At 64.9% G+C, this 18515-nt stretch carries 15 protein-coding genes and 1 tRNA gene; 5 read left to right on the top strand and 11 right to left on the bottom strand.

The features are described 5' to 3' along the window. Window positions 1-57: 57 nt before the first annotated feature. Window positions 58-642 carry a CC0125/CC1285 family lipoprotein gene (locus tag EJC47_RS07060; protein ID WP_126846520.1) on the bottom strand — a complete coding sequence of 195 codons (585 nt, stop codon included), beginning with the start codon at window positions 640-642 and terminating at the stop codon, window positions 58-60. A 371-nt stretch (window positions 643-1013) separates the two neighbouring features. Here EJC47_RS07060 and EJC47_RS07065 point away from each other — a divergent pair, with 371 nt between their 5' ends. Further along, a complete protein-coding gene (locus EJC47_RS07065) occupies window positions 1014-1541 on the top strand; it encodes a DUF2141 domain-containing protein (protein ID WP_126846353.1) in 528 nt (175 codons plus the stop codon). A gap of 62 nt (window positions 1542-1603) precedes the next feature. Then, window positions 1604-1678: transfer RNA gene (locus EJC47_RS07070), tRNA-Asn, on the top strand. 90 nt (window positions 1679-1768) lie between these two features. Here the strand turns inward: EJC47_RS07070 and EJC47_RS07075 are convergent. The 3 genes from EJC47_RS07075 to moaA all read right to left on the bottom strand — a co-directional run bounded on the left by EJC47_RS07075 (window position 1769) and on the right by moaA (window position 4447). Beyond that, a complete protein-coding gene (locus EJC47_RS07075) occupies window positions 1769-2389 on the bottom strand; it encodes a hypothetical protein (RefSeq protein ID WP_126846355.1) in 621 nt (206 codons plus the stop codon). Window positions 2390-2663: 274 nt separating this feature from the next. Then, entirely contained in the window at window positions 2664-3443 is a 780-nt protein-coding gene (locus EJC47_RS07080; RefSeq protein ID WP_126846356.1) for an NAD kinase, read from the bottom strand. Further along, window positions 3440-4447, bottom strand: a complete 1008-nt coding sequence (moaA, locus tag EJC47_RS07085; RefSeq protein ID WP_126846357.1) for a GTP 3',8-cyclase MoaA — start codon at window positions 4445-4447, stop codon at window positions 3440-3442. Before moaA ends, EJC47_RS07080 begins: the two co-directional genes overlap by 4 nt. Window positions 4448-4546: 99 nt before the next feature. Between moaA and EJC47_RS07090 the strand changes: the two genes are divergently transcribed. Together EJC47_RS07090 and EJC47_RS07095 are read left to right on the top strand one after the other, a co-directional pair. Next, entirely contained in the window at window positions 4547-6532 is a 1986-nt protein-coding gene (locus tag EJC47_RS07090) for a putative bifunctional diguanylate cyclase/phosphodiesterase (RefSeq protein WP_185867581.1), read from the top strand. Next, window positions 6529-6933 carry a hypothetical protein gene (locus EJC47_RS07095; RefSeq protein ID WP_052191997.1) on the top strand — a complete coding sequence of 135 codons (405 nt, stop codon included), beginning with the start codon at window positions 6529-6531 and terminating at the stop codon, window positions 6931-6933. Before EJC47_RS07090 ends, EJC47_RS07095 begins: the two co-directional genes overlap by 4 nt. A 15-nt stretch (window positions 6934-6948) precedes the next feature. Here the strand turns inward: EJC47_RS07095 and mfd are convergent, their stop codons facing one another. Then, entirely contained in the window at window positions 6949-10506 is a 3558-nt protein-coding gene (gene mfd, locus EJC47_RS07100) for a transcription-repair coupling factor (RefSeq protein ID WP_126846358.1), read from the bottom strand. Between the two features lie 141 nt (window positions 10507-10647). Next, window positions 10648-10914, bottom strand: a complete 267-nt coding sequence (locus EJC47_RS07105) for an FAD assembly factor SdhE (RefSeq protein ID WP_010402831.1) — start codon at window positions 10912-10914, stop codon at window positions 10648-10650. Window positions 10915-11001: 87 nt separating this feature from the next. Here EJC47_RS07105 and recG point away from each other — a divergent pair, with 87 nt between their 5' ends. Further along, window positions 11002-13062, top strand: coding sequence for an ATP-dependent DNA helicase RecG (gene recG / locus EJC47_RS07110; RefSeq protein ID WP_126846359.1), 2061 nt, complete (start codon window positions 11002-11004; stop codon window positions 13060-13062). A gap of 137 nt (window positions 13063-13199) precedes the next feature. On the opposite strand, the gene EJC47_RS07115 is transcribed toward recG, so the two are convergent. From EJC47_RS07115 to serS, 5 genes are all read right to left on the bottom strand, one after another. Next, on the bottom strand, window positions 13200-13520 hold the full coding sequence (locus EJC47_RS07115) for a PilZ domain-containing protein (protein ID WP_126846360.1): 321 nt from the start codon (window positions 13518-13520) through the stop codon (window positions 13200-13202). A 114-nt stretch (window positions 13521-13634) separates the two neighbouring features. Continuing rightward, a complete protein-coding gene (gene tyrS / locus EJC47_RS07120) occupies window positions 13635-14861 on the bottom strand; it encodes a tyrosine--tRNA ligase (protein WP_126846361.1) in 1227 nt (408 codons plus the stop codon). 29 nt (window positions 14862-14890) lie between these two features. Next, window positions 14891-16015 (bottom strand): M23 family metallopeptidase, encoded by a 1125-nt coding sequence (locus tag EJC47_RS07125; protein ID WP_126846362.1) that lies wholly within the window; start codon window positions 16013-16015, stop codon window positions 14891-14893. 11 nt (window positions 16016-16026) lie between these two features. Beyond that, complete coding sequence (gene surE, locus EJC47_RS07130; RefSeq protein ID WP_126846363.1) at window positions 16027-16791, bottom strand: 5'/3'-nucleotidase SurE; 765 nt, start codon at window positions 16789-16791, stop codon at window positions 16027-16029. Window positions 16792-16917: 126 nt separating this feature from the next. Beyond that, window positions 16918-18198 carry a serine--tRNA ligase gene (gene serS / locus EJC47_RS07135; protein ID WP_126846364.1) on the bottom strand — a complete coding sequence of 427 codons (1281 nt, stop codon included), beginning with the start codon at window positions 18196-18198 and terminating at the stop codon, window positions 16918-16920. Between the last annotated feature and the right edge of the window lie 317 nt (window positions 18199-18515).

Here is an 18515-nt window from a genome sequence, read left to right on the forward strand (position 1 = left end):
CCCAGGCACAAAAAAAGGCCCCCTTCCGCAACCGGAAGGGGGCCTTTTCGTGGGTGCTTATTTGGGGGTGACGATGCTCGGCCCGAGGTTGTGGATCACGTCGCGGGCATCGAACGCCTTGATGTTGTCGCGCGGCTTGGGGCCCTTGCCTACGATGATTTCGGCATTGGCCTCATATTTGTCGATCGTATCGATATCGACGCCACGATCGAAGAAGGGGTCACCAAAGAACGGGTCCCAGGTGCGCCAGCCAAAGCCGCGACCCCGGTAGCGCCAGCTCGGCCCCCAATAGCCGCCAAAGCCATAACCGCCGCCGACGCTGGGCGTGGAATAGACGCGCGAGCGATGATCGACATCGCGGTCGGCAAAGATGAAATAGTCATAGCCGCGCTGCAGCGTCAGCTCGGCGGCGCGGTACAGCAGGTACTTCTCGACGGTGTCACGCGAGGTGTAGCTGTTGCCGGAGAAGCTCACCTGGAAGCGGTTATCCTCGATCTGACGATCGCTATAGCCCGAGCGTTCAAAGCCATGGCCGGTCGCGGGGCGATAGGTCGATTCGGTCGCGCACGCCGACGTCAACAGGGTAACGGCACCGAGCGCTACCGTGAGGGTTTTGCGTAGGGCAGAAGAAGGTAGCGGCATGTCGATCTCCAAAAACGCGACGGCGAACGGCTGATATGCCGACCATGCCGCGAAGCCAAGGCCATGAAGCGCAGAACGATCCACCCGTGGCAAGGCTCCGGACAATCGCACTGGTCGCGAATCGCATAAACCGTTGTAGCTGAACGGAGACTGACGCGCGACGAAAGGAGCGCGTTTCCGTTCGACCTCATAACGGAACGCTCTGTCGCACTTGCCAAGGCTGCTGAGGTGGTTTCCGCCGGTGGACGGCGTCGTTCGAATGATACGACCGTTTTAACCATGCTGCACACGGCACGATTCGCCGCAGGTCGTAGGTTCGGTGGTGTCGTTTCGTAACGGGCCCGAGTGGCCGAGCGATTTCAGGACCGATCATGAAAGTGATGTTCTCGGCATTCTCTCTAACGCTGGTCGCGCTGGCAGCGTGCCCCGGCGCGGCTCTTGCAGGCGGCGTAATGGGGGCGGACGCAAGCCACTGCGCTTCGGGACGCGGACCAGCCATTCAAGTCAACGTTTCGGACTTGAAGGACCGCACTGGCTTGCTCCGGTTGGAGCTCTATCCCGCCAACGACAAGGACTTCATGCGCCCCGACATGGATCTGCTGGCCGAGGGCAAGACTTTCCGGCGCGTGACGATTGATGCGCCCGGTGCAGGGCCAGTGTCGCTGTGTATCCGCGTGCCGCACCCTGGCCGCTACGCAGTGCTGTTCCTGCATTCGCGCCGCGCGCAGGACAAATTCGATTTCTGGAAAGACGGCGTGGGGCTGCGCAGCAACGCCCGGATCGGCCGCGCGCGCCCGCGGGTGGAGGATGCCGCGATCGATGTCGGCAGCGGTGTCGCGGTGGTCGATATCAAGACCCAATATCTCCGTGGCCTCGGTGGTTTTGGCCCATCGCGATAAAAGCTGAAAACGGGCCTTGCGCGTCTGCGAATCTCGCTGCTATAGGCCCGCCTCCGCAGTGTTCCCTGATAGCTCAGCGGTAGAGCTCTCGACTGTTAATCGAGCGGCCGTAGGTTCGAATCCTACTCAGGGAGCCATTTTTGCGGTATCCGGTGGCATACGCACCAAGCGCCACTGAGCCGATAAAACTGCGCTTGGTTACGCCGCCCGCAGATCAGGCCAGAATTTCAGGTTGCACTAACAACACCCCTCACCGGCAACATATGCGAGCCTGCTATCGCGGCCTCGATCGCCAGGATTGCGAAGTCTGCAAGGGAGCCAAGCTGTCGGTGGTCGGCCGCGCGAAGGAGCGCGACCCGGGCGGCGTTGGTCAGAATATCGCCAAACTGACCGGGCACTAATCCGCCGCTTCTTAGATACGCAACCACAGCGTCGGCGTTAGCCATCACATCGACGATCGCCGGCCAGCCGAAGCGAGCTAATGGAGGACTTGGTCGGCCATAGTCTTCGCCGCCAACCGTAGCTGCGGATTTTCCGAACCAAGTCGAAAGGCTTCGATCGTCGGCGACGAGCTTTCCTTGGACAGCCATCCAGTCGATGAAACCTGGCTTGTCTCCCTTTCGGAGGAGCGCTGCTGCGACAGAATCGCCAAAGACATAGGTGCGCCCGGCAGACGACGTTACGGGAACGACATCCGGCGCTTGGTGTGGGAGCCCCTGAGCAATCCGTTCCGCCAGCGCAACTTGCTGCATGGCATGCCCGGCAATCACGGACACGCAATATAGCGCCAAGGGCATCGATTCCGGCGATCCAAGATCGCCCACGGCGGTGCGAAAGATTCCGGCCATGACCGTTTGAGTATGTCGGTCCTCTTCTCGTTGACGATGACTGCCAAAAAATCTTGAGAGCACCATAAATTACTCATCGACCACGATACTTGTAAGTCCGCCGCTAAACCAATCGCCTTAATAAAGGGCTGCTTACGGAAAACAAAAAAGGAGCTTACGGGGTGTCACCGTCAAACATGCTGCCCTGGACGTTTTGATGCGCTTGGTGCCTTGGCTACCAAACACGGCATTTCTCGACGCTGTTTGTCGAACGCAATGCTGCTGCCGCCCGACGTCAGGAGAGAAACTGTTCCATCGTGATGCGATCGTCGAGGGCGTGTTCGGGATCGAACAGCAATGTCAGTTCGCGCGTGCGATCGATCATGATCTCCACCACCGCGACATCGCGAATCTCGCGCTGGTCGGCGACCGCGCTGACCGGGCGCTTGGCGGGTTCGAGCACGCGCAAGGTGATTCGCGTCTTGTCGGGCAGGATCGCGCCGCGCCAACGCCGCGGCCGGAACGGGCTGATCGGGGTCAGCGCGAGCATGTTGGAGCCCAGCGGCAGGATCGGCCCCTGTGCCGACAGGTTATAGGCAGTCGATCCGGCCGGGGTGGCGACGAGAATGCCGTCACACGCCAGTTCGGGCATCACGACACGGTCGTTGACCGTCACTTCCAGTTTCGCGGTCTGGCGCGTCTCGCGCAGCAGCGACACTTCGTTGATTGCGGGCAGCGCGTGGGTTTCGCCATCGATGGTGGTCGCGTTCATGGCGAGCGGCACGACCTTGAACGCCTTGGTTCGCTCCAATCGCGTGTCCAGCCCGTGCGGACGCCATTCGTTCATCAAGAAACCGACCGTGCCGAGGTTCATGCCGAACACCGGCACAACCGGTTTGCGCCGTTCGAGCATCGCATGGAGCGTTTGCAGCATGAAGCCATCGCCGCCGAGCGCCACAATCAGTTCGGCCTCCTCGGGCGGCACCCAATCGTGCGCGTCCGCAAGTACGGCCGCCGCCTCTTGCGCCTGTGGAGTAGGCGAGGCGACCAGCGCGCGGCGCTGCGGCGACGTCATCCGCCGGTAACGCTCATATGACGGGCGACCGCAGGGGCGGCCGCTGCGATATCGAATTCATGGCGTGCAGGCTTGGTCTGCATCGCCGCGTCCAGCGCAACATCCAGCCCGCCGACGCCCTCGCTGCGCAGGATCGTTTTGAGATCGACCTGATCGTCGTGCCCGAGGCAGGTATACAGCACACCTTCCGTGGTCAGCCGAACGCGATTGCAGGTGTCGCAGAAATTGGCGGTCAGCGGGGAAATCAGTCCGAGCTTGGTCTGCGTGCCGTCCACCCGCCAGTAACGCGCGGGGCCGCCGCTGCGATGCGTGTCGCGTACCAGCGAAAAGCGCCCGGCCAGCTCGTCGAACACTGCGGTCAGCGGCACGAAGCGATCGGCCCTATCCTCGTCGATCTGACCGAGCGGCATCGTCTCGATCAGCGTCAGATCCAGCCGTTCGGCGATGCACCACTCCAGCATCGGCGCGATCTCGTGTTCGTTCAGGCCTTTCAGCGCGACCAGGTTGATCTTGACCGATAACCCGGCGTCGCGCGCGGCCAGAATGCCTTCGATGACCCGCGCCACATCGCCGTGGCGGGTGATGTAGCGGAAGGTTTCGGGATCGCGGCTGTCGAGGCTCACATTGATCCGCCGGATCCCGGCGGCAACCATTGCCGGAGCGTGCTGCGCCAGGGCATTGCCGTTCGTCGTCATGGTCAATTCGTCGAGACCGGCACCGATATGGTGACCGAGCCGCTTTACCAGTTCGGCGATATCGCGTCGCACCAGCGGTTCTCCCCCGGTCAGGCGGATCTTGGTAATGCCGCGGGCGATAAAGCGCTCGGCGATGACCGCGATCTCCTCAAGGCTCAGAATCGCCGATTTGGGCAGGAACGTCATATGTTCCGCCATGCAATAGCGGCATCGTAGGTCGCAGCGATCGGTCACCGAAATGCGCAAATAGCTGATCGTGCGACCGTGGCGGTCGACAAGGCCGGGAGCAGGGGCGGTTGCTGCGATCATCTGCTGTGGAGCTAAGCCTTCATGGAGGTGCGAACAAGGGCATTGCGCCGTGCAAAGCTCACTCTTCTTTATTCGGCGGCGCTTCACTAGGATCAAAGTATGATTGCTGCGTATCAAGCTCCGCTGTTCGTCCTGTCGTTTCGCCAGCGCGATGAGCTTGCATCGCTGGCTGCGGGAGCGGGATGGCAAGTCGTCGCAGCGCGGCGGGCCGGTGGTGCGGAGCGGCGTTTCCTTTCAAGCGGAGCCGCAGTCGCGGTGATCGACGCGCGGGGCGCGGCCGAGGACGGTGTCAGCGCAGTCGCCATGCTCAGCGGCGCGATCGAAGCCAATGGCGGTGCATTGCTGGCGCTGGTTTCGCGCGGCGAGGTCGGGACCATTGCAGCGCTGTTCGAGGCGGGCGCGACGCATTTTCTGGCGAGCCCGTTCAGCGAAGCGGAGTTCCTCCAGGCGCTCCGCTTCGCCGCCCGCCATGCAGAGCGGATGGCACATGAATGGGCTGCGGCTCCCGTCTTCGCTCCGCTGGGTTGGCGCTATGATCTACCGCAAAAAACGCTGGTTTTGACGCCTGGCTTGATGGCGCTTCTTGGGTTGGAGCGGGAGGTTGGCGTCCGCGCGCTGTTGCGCCGCCTCGACAGGGGGGACCGGGCTGCGGCGATCGCCGCGCTGCGGCGCATGTCGCATGGTCGTCCTGCAACAGCCTTCGCCCATGATGCCGAAGGGATCGGCCGCATTGTGCAGCATCTGCAATGGGACGAAGCGACGCAGCGCATCGAGGCGGTGATCGAGCCGCTTGGCAGCGCACCCGAGCCGGCGGCGGAGATGCGGGAGGCATTGGCCGGCAGTCGCGATGCCAGCAGCGCGCGGCGCTGGTTGACACGGCAGTTGGAGAGCGGCGGCGACGCGCCGCTGCATATGATGCTCGTCGCGCTCAACCGCTTCGACATGGTCAACACGGCCTATGGCCGCGCAGCCGGTGACGCGCTGTTGCGGAGCGCGCAAAAGCGGATCGACGATGCCGCGCGCGAAATGCTGGGACGCGAGGCGCTGATTTCCCGGATGGGCGGTTCGACCTTCATCGTCGCCGCGCGGGCTCCGCGCTTGCGGATCGATCTGGCGGTCGCGCGCGTCGCTACGGAATTGGCGCGCCCCTTTGTGACGGGTGAGTCGATTGCGGTGCTGGGCTGCAGGATCGGCCTTGCCGAGGCGCGTGACGACGATTCCGCCGCCACCCTCCTGCGCCGCGCAAGTGAGGCATTGGCCGAAGCGCGCGAATCCGACAGCGCGACGATGCGGGTGGCCGATTCCGATAGCGAAGGCGAGCCGATCGACCGGCTTGCGGTCGAACTGAATCATGCGATGGACCGTGGCGAGATCGGCGTGTTGTTCCAGCCGCAGGTTTCGGTCTCCAGCGGGGCGATCGTCGGGGTCGAGGCGCTCGCGCGGTGGGAGCATGGCGTGCTGGGGACGATCGGTGCCGAGACGTTGTTCGCTGCGGCCGCGCGTGCCGATCTCGACATCGGGCTTTCCGATCATATCCAAAAGCTTGTGCTGGCCCAGGCGGCCGCCTGGCCGGCCTCGCTTGGCGACTTGCGGTTGTCGCTCAATCTGACGGCGGGGGACATTGCCCGCCCAGGCTTCGCCGATCTGTTTCTTGACCGCGTCGACAGCAGCGGCTTCCCGCGCTCCCGGCTGACCCTGGAGATTACCGAGAGTGGCTTGATCGAGGATCTGGGGATCGCCTCGAACCTGTTGTCGCTGTTGCGCGGGGCGGGATGCCGTATCGCGATTGATGATTTCGGAACCGGCTATTCGAGCCTCGCTTATTTGAAGGCGCTGCCGCTCGATTATCTCAAGATCGACAAGAAGCTGGCGCAGGACATTACCGGGTCCCCGCGCGACCGGATCGTGGTGCGCGGGGTGATCGATATGGCGCGCTCGCTGGGGCTTACGGTGATTGCCGAAGGGGTGGAGAATGAGGCGCAGTTGGAGGCGCTCGCGAAAGAAGGCTGCCAGATCTACCAGGGCTTCCTGTGTTCGGAGCCGATTACACTGGCAGCGCTCGTCGCGCTGGTTGCAACCAGATGACCGACCCGCGCGACGTAACCGGCGTTTGGTATGGCCGTTGGACCGCGACCGACCGACGCATCATGCCGAACAGCTTCATCGCGACGCTGCAGGAATCTGCGTCGCTTGTTTCGGGTACGATCACCGAGCCTGATCGGCAGCAGGCGGGCCTTTTGCGCGCCATTGTTGACGGCACACGGAATGGCGGACAAATCGAGTTCACCAAGACGTATGACGGCAGCGGGCGGCTGGCACATTCGGTGGAGTATTCGGGGACTGTGAACGCTCCGGGCACAGAGATCGCAGGCTTGTGGCGGCTGGCCGGCTATTCCGGCCGCTTCTCCATGACTCGCAAGCAGTTCGATGCCGATGCGTTGATGGATGACGCATCGGCAAAGCTGGACGAACCTGTGACCGTCTGACCGGCGGTATGGCCGTTACCCCGCCGCTTTGGCCAGCCCCTTGGACAGTTGCAGCGCGCCGTGAAGCCGCGCCTTTGGATCGCCCCACACGCGCGACACCACCAATTTGCTGTCGGGCCTGAGCCGCGCCACGCCGTCGAGCTTGCCGACCCAGGCGAGCAACCCGGGGACATTTGGCGGGGTATCGTCGAAGAAGGTGACCAGCGCCCCCTTCGGCCCCACGTCCATCTTGGCGACGGCGGCCTTCTTGGCGTTGAGCTTGATCTCGATGATGCGGATCAGGTTTTCGGTCGGATCGGGCAATTTGCCGAAACGGTCGATCAGTTCGGCGGCGAACGCCTCGACCTGGTTCTGGTCTTCGAGATCGTTGAGGCGGCGGTAGAGGCCCATGCGCAGATCGAGATCGGGCACATACTCCTCGGGAATGAGGATCGGGGCGTCGATGGTGATTTGCGGGCTGAAGTCCTTGGGGCGCAGGCGTTGGCCGCCAGCCTTGGCGTCCATGATCGCCTCTTCCAGCATCGACTGGTAGAGTTCGTAGCCGACCTCTTTGATATGCCCGGACTGTTCGTCACCGAGCAGATTGCCGGCACCACGCTGATCGAGGTCGTGGCTGGCGAGCTGGAAACCCGCGCCCAGCGTGTCGAGGTCGCTCAACACCTTGAGCCGCTTTTCGGCGGTTTCGCTCAAGATGCGGTTCTCGGGCGTGGTCAGATAGGCATAAGCGCGCGTTTTGGCGCGACCGACGCGACCGCGCAGCTGATAGAGCTGGGCGAGGCCGAAGCGGTCTGCACGGTGGATGATCATCGTGTTGGCGCTTGGGATATCGAGCCCGCTTTCGACAATAGTGGTCGAAATCAGCACCTCGAATTTCTTGTCGTAGAAAGCGGACATGCGCTCTTCGACCTCGGTCGGCGACATTTGGCCGTGCGCGACGACGTAGCGGACCTCCGGCACGTGATCCCGCATGAACGCCTCGATATCGGGCAGATCGGCGATGCGGGGGGTGACGAAGAAGCTTTGGCCGCCACGATAATGTTCGCGCAGCAACGCCTCGCGCAGCACGACCGGGTCCCACGGCATGACATAGGTGCGCACCGCCAGACGGTCGACCGGCGGGGTCTGGATCACCGACAGTTCGCGCAGGCCCGACATCGCCATTTGCAGCGTGCGCGGGATCGGCGTGGCGGTGAGGGTGAGGACGTGGACGTCGTTCTTGAGCGCCTTCAGCCGTTCCTTGTGGGTGACGCCGAAGCGTTGCTCCTCATCGACCACGACGAGGCCGAGGCGCTTGAACTCGATGCCCTTGGCGAGGATTGCGTGGGTGCCGACCACCACGTCGATCGTGCCGTCGGCAAGGCCTTCCTTGGTCGCCTTGGCCTCGGCACCGGGCACGAGGCGGCTGAGGCGCCCGACGTTGAGTGGGAAGCCCTCGAAACGCGCGGTGAAGTTGTTGAAATGCTGGCGAGCGAGCAGGGTGGTGGGGCACACCACCGCGACCTGCAGCCCCGCCATCGCGGCGGCGAAGGCCCCGCGCAGCGCGACCTCGGTCTTGCCGAAACCGACATCGCCGACGACCAGCCGGTCCATCGGCGTGCCCTTGCCGAGATCGCCCATCACATCCTCGATCGCGCGATCCTGATCGTCGGTTTCCTCATAGGGGAAGCGGTCGACAAAGGCGGCGTAGCTGCTGTCGCGATCGATCGTTTCGGCCGGGCGCAGCGCGCGTTCGGCGGCTGTGGCGATGAGTTCGCCCGCGATTTCGCGGATGCGCTCCTTCATCCGGGATTTGCGGCGCTGCCATGCCTCCCCGCCGAGTTTGTCGAGGCTCGCGCCTTCGCTGTCCGAGCCGTAGCGGCTCAGCACTTCGAGATTTTCGACGGGTACGAACAGTTTGTCGCCGCCGGCATAAGTCAGCGCGACGCAATCGTGCGGGGCCTGGCCGACGGGGATCGAGGTCAGCCCCTCATAACGGCCGATGCCGTGATCGGCATGGACGACGAGATCGCCCGGTGTGAGCATCGCCAGCTCGGCGAGGAAAGCATCGGCCGATTTCTTGCGCTTGTTGCGGCGCACGAGGCGGTCGCCGAGCATGTCCTGCTCGGTGAGGAGCGCGACTTGGGGACTCGAGAAGCCGTGGTCGAGCGGAAGGATGATAAGGGCGACTGAAACTCCCCTCCCGCTGGCGGGAGGGGTTGGGGGAGGGACGTCTGCAGCTTTCCTGGCCGGTGGGGTGGTGGCAGGCCCTCCCCCAGCCCCTCCCGCAAGCGGGAGGGGAGAAGAAGCGCCCAGCGCCTCCTGCCACGTATCGACCAGCTTGAGGTTGGTCGCGCCATGATCGCGCAGCAGCCCCGCTAACCGCTCGCGCGCGCCGGTGGAGTAGCTCGCCAGCACGGCCTTGCGCCCGTCGCGCTGCAGGTTGCGGAGATGGTGGACGACGGCTTCATAGACATTCGCGCCATTGGCGCGTTCGGCACCGAAATCGCGCGGCCCGTCGACGCCGAAATCGATTACGCTCGCGCTTTCGGGTTCGTGGAAGGCGGTGATTCGGTGCGCGGGCGCTTCCTCCAACCGCTCGGCAAAGTCCTTGGCGGTCAGATACAGGCTGTCGACGGGGAGCGGGCGATAGCTGCCGGGATCGCTCGACTGCGCCTTCACGCGGTTGGCGTGATAGTCGGTGATCGCTTCGAAGCGTTGTTCTGCGGCTGCGACCGATCCGGCATCGCGCAGGATCACCGCGCCGTCGCCCAAATGATCGAACAGCGTGGCGAGCTTTTCCTCGAACAGCGGGAGCCAATGCTCCATCCCCGCCAAGCGCCGCCCGTCGCTGATCGCCTGATAGAGCGGGTCGCCGGTCGCGGTCGCGCCGAAGCGTTCGCGGTAGCGCGCGCGGAAGCGCTTGACGCTGTCCTCGTCGATCAGCGTTTCGGAGGCGGGGAGCAGCACAAAGCCCTCGACGCGCCCGGTGGTGCGCTGATCGGCGGGGTCGAAGGTGCGGACGCTTTCGATCTCGTCGCCGAAGAAATCGAGCCGCAGCGCCTGTTCCTCGCCGCTGGGGAACAGATCGACCAGGCCGCCGCGCACGGCAAATTCGCCCGCATCGGCAACGGTTTCGACGCGGACATAGCCATTGGCTTGCAAGAGCGCGGCGAGCCGGTCGCGCCCAATCCGTTCCTTGGGCGCAAGCCGCGCGACCAATTGGCGGATGCGGAACGGCGTGAGCGTGCGCTGCGCCACCGCATTGACGGTGGTGAGCAGCAATTGCGGGCCCTTGGGCGGCTGTTGCAGGCGGTAGAGCGTCGCCATGCGCTCGGCCATGACGCGCAAGGTCGGCGAGGCGCGGTCATAGGGCAGGCAGTCCCAGGCCGGGAAGGTGAGCACCTCAAGGTCGGGGGCGAAGGTGGGGGCGGTCGCCGCGATGGCGCGCATCGCCGCTTCGTCCGGCGCGACGAACACCGCGCGCGTCTTGGCGGCGCGGGCGAGATCGGCGAGCAGCCATGGCTCGAACCCGGTGGGCACGCCTGCCAGCGTGAGGGGGGTCTTGGCGGTAAGGATGTGCGAAAGGTTGGGCATTCTTGTTTCCCTCTCCCCGCTTGCGGGGAGAGGGCAAGCGAGCGAAGCGAAGCGCGGGAGAGGGGCAGTCATGGAAGGGCGTGCGCGTTACTGCCCCTCTCCCCGACCCTCTCACCCGCGAGCGGGGAGAGGGAGGCTTTTTTATTCTGCGATCGGCACGTAGTTCAGCGCTTTGAGCGCATCGACGATCGAACCCTGATAGCGCGGCGGGCACGCTTCGGTTCCGATTGCCCAGGCCATGATGTCGACATCCTGTTCCTCCAGCAATTCCTCGAACAGCGTGATTTCGGCGTCGTTCCATCCGTCCGAGCGCGCGTCGAAAAAGCCGCCGATCAGCAGATCGGCTTCCTTGGTGCCACGGTGCCAACTGCGGAAGCGCAGGCGTTTGAGGCGGGTTTCGCGGTCCATGGGCGTCCAACGCAGATTGCCCGACGACCCCCGACAGCATGTGCTGGCGGTGGTGGCCGGGTGGGGGTAAGAGCACCCCAGATAGTCATGCGGCCCGATATCCTCAATCCATTGTTCGCCGAAGTCACGGCGCTGAAGGGCATTGGCCCCGGCCTGGCCAAGCCGCTCGACCGGCTCGGCCTGTCGCGCGTGGTGGATGTCGCCTTTCATTTGCCGACCGGTTGGGTCGATCGGCTGGCGCGCGACGAGCTCGACATGGCCGATGCCGGGCGCACGATCGCGATCACGCTGACCGCGCAATCCTACCGCTCCAGTGCCGGGCGCGGGCCAACGCGCGTGCAGGCGACCGATGCGCGCGGCAATTATGTGAGCCTGGTGTATTTCGGTGGGCATTCGGGCTGGGCGAAGAAGCTCGCGCCGATTGGCGAGCCGCGCCGCGTGTCGGGGCGACTGGAGCAATACGGCCAGGAATTGCAGATCGTGCATCCCGACTATGTGCTGCCGCTGGAAGAAGCCGAGGATACGCCCGAGCGCGAGGCGATCTATCCGCTGTCGGAAGGGATCACGTCCAAGCGGATGGGGCATTTGGCGGCGCAGGCGATCGAGCGGGCGCCCGATTTGCCCGAATGGATCGAGCCGGGCTTGCTGGCGAAGCACGATTGGCCCGGCTGGCGCGCGGCGTTGGCGCGCATTCATGCCGACCCGTCCGACCCGGACGCGCGGACACGGCTGGCCTATGACGAAATCTTCGCCAACCAGCTGGCGCTGATGCTGGTGCGGCAATCGTCGCGGGCGCGGCGGGGGCGGGCGCTGGTCGGGACCGGACGACTGCGCGAGGCGCTGCGCTTGCCCTATGCGCTGACCGGCGCACAGGCGCGCACGGTGCGCGAGATTGAGGGGGATCTGGCGCAGGCGCAACCGATGCTGCGGCTGCTGCAAGGCGATGTCGGCGCGGGCAAGACGCTGGTGGCGACGCTGGCGATGCTAACGGCGGTGGAAGCGGGGGCGCAGGCGGCATTGCTCGCGCCGACCGAGATCCTCGCGCGGCAGCACTACGAGTCGCTGCGGCGGATGCTGGCAGGCTTGCCGGTCGAGGTTGCGGTGCTGACCGGGCGCGACAAGGGCCGCGTGCGCGAAGCGACGCTGATGGGGCTGGCGGCGGGCACGATCGACATTCTGATCGGCACGCACGCGATCTTCCAGGAGGCGGTGTCCTATAAGGACCTCGGGCTGGTGGTGGTCGATGAGCAGCACCGCTTTGGTGTCGCGCAGCGGATGATGTTGCAGGCCAAGGCGAAGGCAGCGCCGCATTTGCTGGCGATGACCGCGACGCCGATCCCGCGCACGCTCACGCTCGCCAATTACGGCGAAATGGACGTCAGCCAGATCGACGAGATGCCGCCTGGGCGCCAGCCGATCGAAACGCGCGTGATTTCGGAGGACCGGCTGAGCGACGTGGTCGATGCGCTGGGGCGGCACCTGTCCGATGAAGGGCAAGCCTATTGGGTGTGCCCCTTGGTCGAGGAAAGCGAGAAGAGCGATCTCGCGGCAGCCGAAGCGCGGGCCGAGACGTTGCGCGCGCGCTTTGGCGACCGCGTCGGGCTGGTTCACGGCAAGATGAAACCCGCCGAAAAGGACGCGGTGATGGCCGCCTTCGCCAGCGGGCACTTGGGCGTGCTGGTGGCGACGACGGTGATCGAGGTCGGGGTCGACGTGCCCAATGCGACGCTGATCGTGATCGAACATGCCGACCGCTTCGGCCTCGCGCAATTGCACCAGTTGCGCGGGCGCGTCGGGCGCGGGTCGGGCAAGTCGAACTGCCTGTTGATTCGTGGCGGGGCGCTGAGCGAAACCTCGCGCGCGCGTCTCGCCTTGATGCGTGAGACCAATGACGGCTTCCGCATTGCCGAGGAGGATTTGCGGTTGCGCGGTGCGGGAGAGTTGCTCGGCACCAAGCAATCGGGCGAGGCGGGTTTCCGCCTGGCGACGCCCGAGATGCTGACCACTTTGCTGCCGATCGCGACCGACGACGCACGCCTGCTGATCGACCGCGACGGTGGCCTGCAAGGCGCGCGCGGACAAGCGGCGCGAACGGCGCTCTATCTGTTCGAGCGCGAGGCGGGCGTTGCCTTGCTGCGATCGGGGTGAGGCGCGCCTAGACTCGATTTTGCTTAAACCGGATCACCCAAAGTCCGTTCGGGCTGAGCCTGTCGAAGCCCCCTCGCCAAACGCGAGCAGATTTCTTGGGCACGGCCCTTCGACAGGCTCAGGGCGAACGGGTTGAGCTATTTACCCCGCACCATCACCGCCAGCACCTCATAATAGTCCGCAAGGTCGATCGGTTGATCCAGCTCGCATCCGATTCTGCCGCCAAGTGCCCAGCGGATTTCCGCTACCACGACACCGACCACCGGCAACGTGACGCGTAACCGGTCCCCCTCGCCATAGGGAACCTCGGCGCGCGCCATGAGGCCGAGCGCCGACAGGTTCACGATCAGCAACGACACCTGTTGTGCGTCCGGGCCATAAGCCCGAGCGCGATAATGTACTTCGTCGCGGGCCAGGGCGCGCTTGTCCGCGACCTGTCCTGCCAGTGCCTTCGCCATTGCCAAACCCCTCTAATGGGCCGGGCAAAAATACGACAAAGGATGTAAAACAGGTCGCAACGAAGCCGCTTAACGTCCGCTAACCGTTATATTTTTTTGAGGTTCTGTCGAGATTTACGCGCGGACCAACAGGCCGTGATGCTTCTTGCCTGCGGCGATACGGACCGGCTCGTCGCCAACTTCGATCATCAATGCCTCATCGCTGACCTTGTCCGCGCCGACGCGTGCGCCGCCGCCCTTGATCAGCCGCTTGGCCTCGCCCTTCGATGCCGCGAAGCCGAGGCCAATCAGGGCATCGACAATGCCGATCGGGCCGGAGACCGCGAAGGTCGGCAGCGCGCCGCCCGCACCGCCTTCCTCAAAGGTGCGCCGCGCGGTTTCGGCGGCTTCGGCAGCGGCGGCTTCGCCCCGGCACATCGCGGTCGCGGCATTGGCGAGCACGATCTTTGCGGCATTGATCTCGGCACCTTCCAATGCTTCTAGGCGCGCAATCTCCTCGAGCGGCAGATCGGTGAACAGCCGCAGGAAGCGGCCGACATCGCGGTCATCGGTATTCCGCCAGAATTGCCAGTAATCGTAATGCGGCAACTGGTCCTCGTGCAGCCACACCGCGCCCGACATCGTCTTGCCCATCTTTCCGCCATCGGCGGTGGTGATGAGCGGCGTGGTGATGCCGTAAACCTCGGTCCCGTCCATGCGGCGCGACAGTTCGATGCCGTTGACGATATTGCCCCATTGGTCCGACCCGCCCATTTGCAGGCGGCACCCGGCGCGGCGCGACAGTTCCAGGAAATCATAGGCCTGGAGGATCATGTAGTTGAATTCGAGGAAGGACAGCGATTGCTCGCGGTCGAGCCGCAGCTTGACCGAATCGAAGCTGAGCATCCGGTTGACCGAGAAATGCTGCCCGACATCGCGCAGGAAGGGGATGTACTCGAGCTTGTCGAGCCACTCGGCATTGTCGAGCATGATTGCATCGGTCGGGCCGTCGCCGAACACGAGGAAGCGTTCGAAGATACGCCGGATCGAGGCGACATTGGTGGCGATGCCATCATGGTCGAGCAGCTTGCGTGCTTCGTCCTTGAAGCTCGGATCGCCGATCTTGCCGGTACCGCCGCCCATCAGCACGATCGGCTTGTGCCCGCTTTGCTGAAGGCGGCGCAGCAGCATGATCTGGACGAGGCTGCCGACATGCAGCGACGGTGCGGTCGGATCGAAGCCGATATAACCGGGCACGGTCTGCTTGTTCGCCAACGCATCGAGCGCGGCGGCGTCGGTCGTCTGGTGGATGTAGCCACGCTCGGACAGCAGGCGGAGGAGGGCGGAGGTGTGCTCGGTCATTCCGGGCGAATAGCCGATTTTTCCCCGAATTAAATCCCCGGCAATTGCCGCTGCGGATCGACCGGGGTGCGGCCCTTGCGCATCTCGAAATGGAGTTCGGGTCGGTCGGCCAGCCCCGAATCGCCCGACAATGCGATCGTCTGCCCGCGCCGGACCGATTGGCCGCGCTGGACCAGCAACTGGCTGGCATGGCCATAGACCGTCGTCCAGCTATCGCCGTGCTTGACGATGACGAGGCCGCCCAGCGTCGGGATGCCACTGCCGGCATACGCGACCACGCCATCTGCGGCGGCGAGAATGGGCGTCCCGATCGGCACGGCGATCTTGATGCCGTTATATTTTTCGCCCGACGCGCCGGGGCCGAAATGGGCGACGATGCGCCCCCGCACTGGCCAGGCGAAACCGCCGCTAAAACGGGTCGGCTCGGCAATCGCCTGGGTGGGAGAGAGCACGCGCCGCGATGAGGGCGATGGCCGCACCGGGCGGTCGTTCGCGGCCAGTGCCGGTTCACTACCGGTGACGATATCGTCGATGTCGAGCCGGAACGCCGCGGCGCGCTCGGCGGCTGTGCTCCCATTGGCGGTGCCGGGTATGACAATGCGCATGCCGACACGCAGCGTGTACGGCTCGTTCAACTCATTCGCGGAAACGATGCGTGACCAATCCACGCCGTAAGCGCGCGCGATCGCGATCCCGGTCTGTCCGGCGCGGACAAGGTGATAGCGCCCGCCGGGAATGTCGAGCCGCTGCCCGGGCCGGATCACGAACGGTGGGGTCAGGCCATTCGCACGCGCGATCGCCTCCGACCCCGCGCCCGTACGATCCCCCACGGCGCGCAACGTGTCGCCGGGTCGGACGATATAGCTGGTCGCGGAAATGGTCTCGGCATCGGGGGTTACCGGCCGCGCCTGCCAGGCTGGTGGCGGAGCGGGAAGGGCGGAAACGCCCGCATCGATGCGTTGCGGTTCGTAGCGCTCCTGCTCGCGCTCGGCGCGATCCCCGCCTTGCGGTTCATAGGGCCGTTGGTCGTCGCGCGGCTGATAGGGGGGCGGGGTGTCGTAACCGCGTTGTGGCCGGTCGGGGTTCGGAATGCAGGCGGTGAGTGTAGAAAGGACCAAGATCGCGATACCAAACGTCTTGCCGCGATGCCCCATACTCTACCCCCCTAACCGTACAATGCCCCAAGCATAGCAAGCGAGGGGCGGTGTGTCAGGTCGAGATGCAGCGGCGTCACGGCAATGTACCCATCTTGCACAGCTTCCAGATCGGTGGCGTGGGCCGGTGTTTCCTCCGTCGGGCCGAGCGCGAACCAGTGATAGTCATACCCGCGCGGATCGCGGTTGGTGACGATCTGCAGGCGGCCATAGTCGCGAAGGCCCTGCTGCACGATCTTGATCCCCTTCACCGCGTCGGCAGGTCCGGTCGGGAAGTTGATGTTGACCAGGCTGCGCGGCTCCAGCGGGGCGTCGATCAACGGGCGCAACACGCGTTCGCCCCACGCAGCGGCGGCTTCGAACGGCACCGCGTCCCCCAGTCCCTCGCGATCATAGACCTGGCTCAGCGCGATCGAACGTACCCCCGCCAGCGCGCCCTCCATCGCGGCGGAAACCGTGCCGGAATAGGTCACGTCCTCGGCCAGATTGGCCCCGCGATTGACCCCGGACAGGATCAGGTCGGGCTTGGCCTCCCGCATGATCCGGGCCAGCGCCATCATCACGGCATCGGTCGGCGTGCCGGCCACGGCAAAGCGCTTTTCGCCATGCTGGCGCACCCGGATCGGGCGCGTCAGCGTCAGCGAATGGCCAGCGCCGGACTGTTCGTCGGCGGGGGCAACGATCCAGACATCGTCGGAGAATTTCGCGGCAATCGCCTCCAGGATTTTTAGCCCGGGCGCGTGATAGCCATCGTCATTGGTCAGCAGAATCCGCATCGTGTCGTCCTTTATGCATGACGCGCTTTTCCGTTCGTGCTGAGCTTGTCGAAGCATCGCTCTCCCTTGCATGCCAGGCGCGGGAAGAGGGCCGCCCTTCGACAGGCTCAGAGCGAACGGGAAAGGTCAGCGTGCCGGTTCCAGGCGGTTGAGGCCCTTGAGATAGGGCTGGAGCACGTCGGGAATTGCCACCGCGCCATCTTCCTGCTGATAGTTTTCCAGAACCGCGACCAACGTCCGTCCGACCGCGAGGCCCGAGCCATTGAGCGTGTGGACGAAGCGCGTCGCTTTCTCGCCCTCGGGCCGATAGCGCGCGTTCATGCGCCGCGCCTGGAAATCGGTGCAGGTCGAGCAACTCGAAATCTCGCGATACTGGCCTTGTCCCGGGAGCCACACTTCGAGATCGTAGGTGCGCGCGGCGGTGAAGCCCATGTCGCCGGTGCACAATTTCATGCGGCGGAACGGCAAGCCAAGCGCGTTGAGCAAACCTTCGGCACACGCCGTCATCCGCTCATGCTCGGCCTCGGAGGCATCGGGCGTGACGATCGAGACCATCTCGACCTTTTCGAACTGATGCTGGCGGATGAAGCCGCGCGTGTCGCGCCCCGCAGCGCCCGCTTCCGAACGGAAGCAGGGGGTGAGGGCGGTGAAGCGCAGCGGCAGCTCCGCCTCGCTCAAAATCTGTTCGCGCACGATATTGGTCAGGCTGACTTCGGCGGTCGGGATCAACCAGCGGCCATCGGTGGTCTTGAACAGATCCTCGGCGAATTTGGGGAGCTGCCCGGTGCCGAACACCGCTTCGTCGCGGACCAGCAGCGGGGGCACGACTTGCTCATAACCATGTTCGCCCGACAGCGTATCGAGCATGAATTGCCCAAGCGCGCGGTGCAGCCGCGCCGCCGCGCCGCGCAGCAGCGTAAAGCGCGCGCCAGACATCGCCGCGCCGGTTTCGAAATCGAGTCCCAGTGCAGGGCCGATCGCGTCGTGCTCGCGCGGGGTGAAGGCGAAGGTGCCGGGGGTGCCGTGGCTGGCGACCAGCACATTCCCGGCTTCGTCGGCACCCTCGGGCACGTCGGCGAGCGGCAGGTTGGGGATCGCCGCGAGTTGGGCGCTCAACGAGTCGCCGAGCGCTTTTTCTTCGGCTTCGATCGCGGGCAGCCGTTCCTTCAGCGTCGCAACTTCGGCCATCAACGTGGCGGCGGTCGCCTCGTCCTTGGCCGCTTTCGCGGCACCAATCGCTTTCGAGGCTTCGTTGCGCCGCGCCTGCGCGACCTGCGCCTCGGTCATCAGCGCGCGACGCCGTTCGTCGAGCGCGACCAGTTCAGAAGCAACGGGGGCAAAGCCGCGCCGGGCGAGGCTTGCGTCGAAAGCGGCGGGATCGTCCCGGATCAGGCGGATATCATGCATGACCGGGCTATGGCGTCGCCCCGTACCCTGCGCAACCCGTTCCGGTATCGATGCCGCCCTGCGGCCGCTTTTCGCGGGCTCAGGCCAGGTTTGCGGTCGGTTTGGCGAAGCGCTTGCGCGCGACCAGCGCCGCGGCTGCGGCTCCGAACAGCAGGACCATTGGCGGCGCAGGAACCGGTGCCGGTGGGCCCCCGCTCGACCCCGTGCTTCCGCTGCTGGCGCTGCTCGACGCGCTGCTCCCGCTGCCCGATGATCCCCACCCACCATTGGAGCTCCAACCGTGGCTGCTCGAGCCATAGCTGCTCGAGCTCGCCGAG

This window comes from Sphingomonas sp. TF3, from assembly GCF_003985085.1.
GTDB lineage: Bacteria > Pseudomonadota > Alphaproteobacteria > Sphingomonadales > Sphingomonadaceae > Sphingomonas.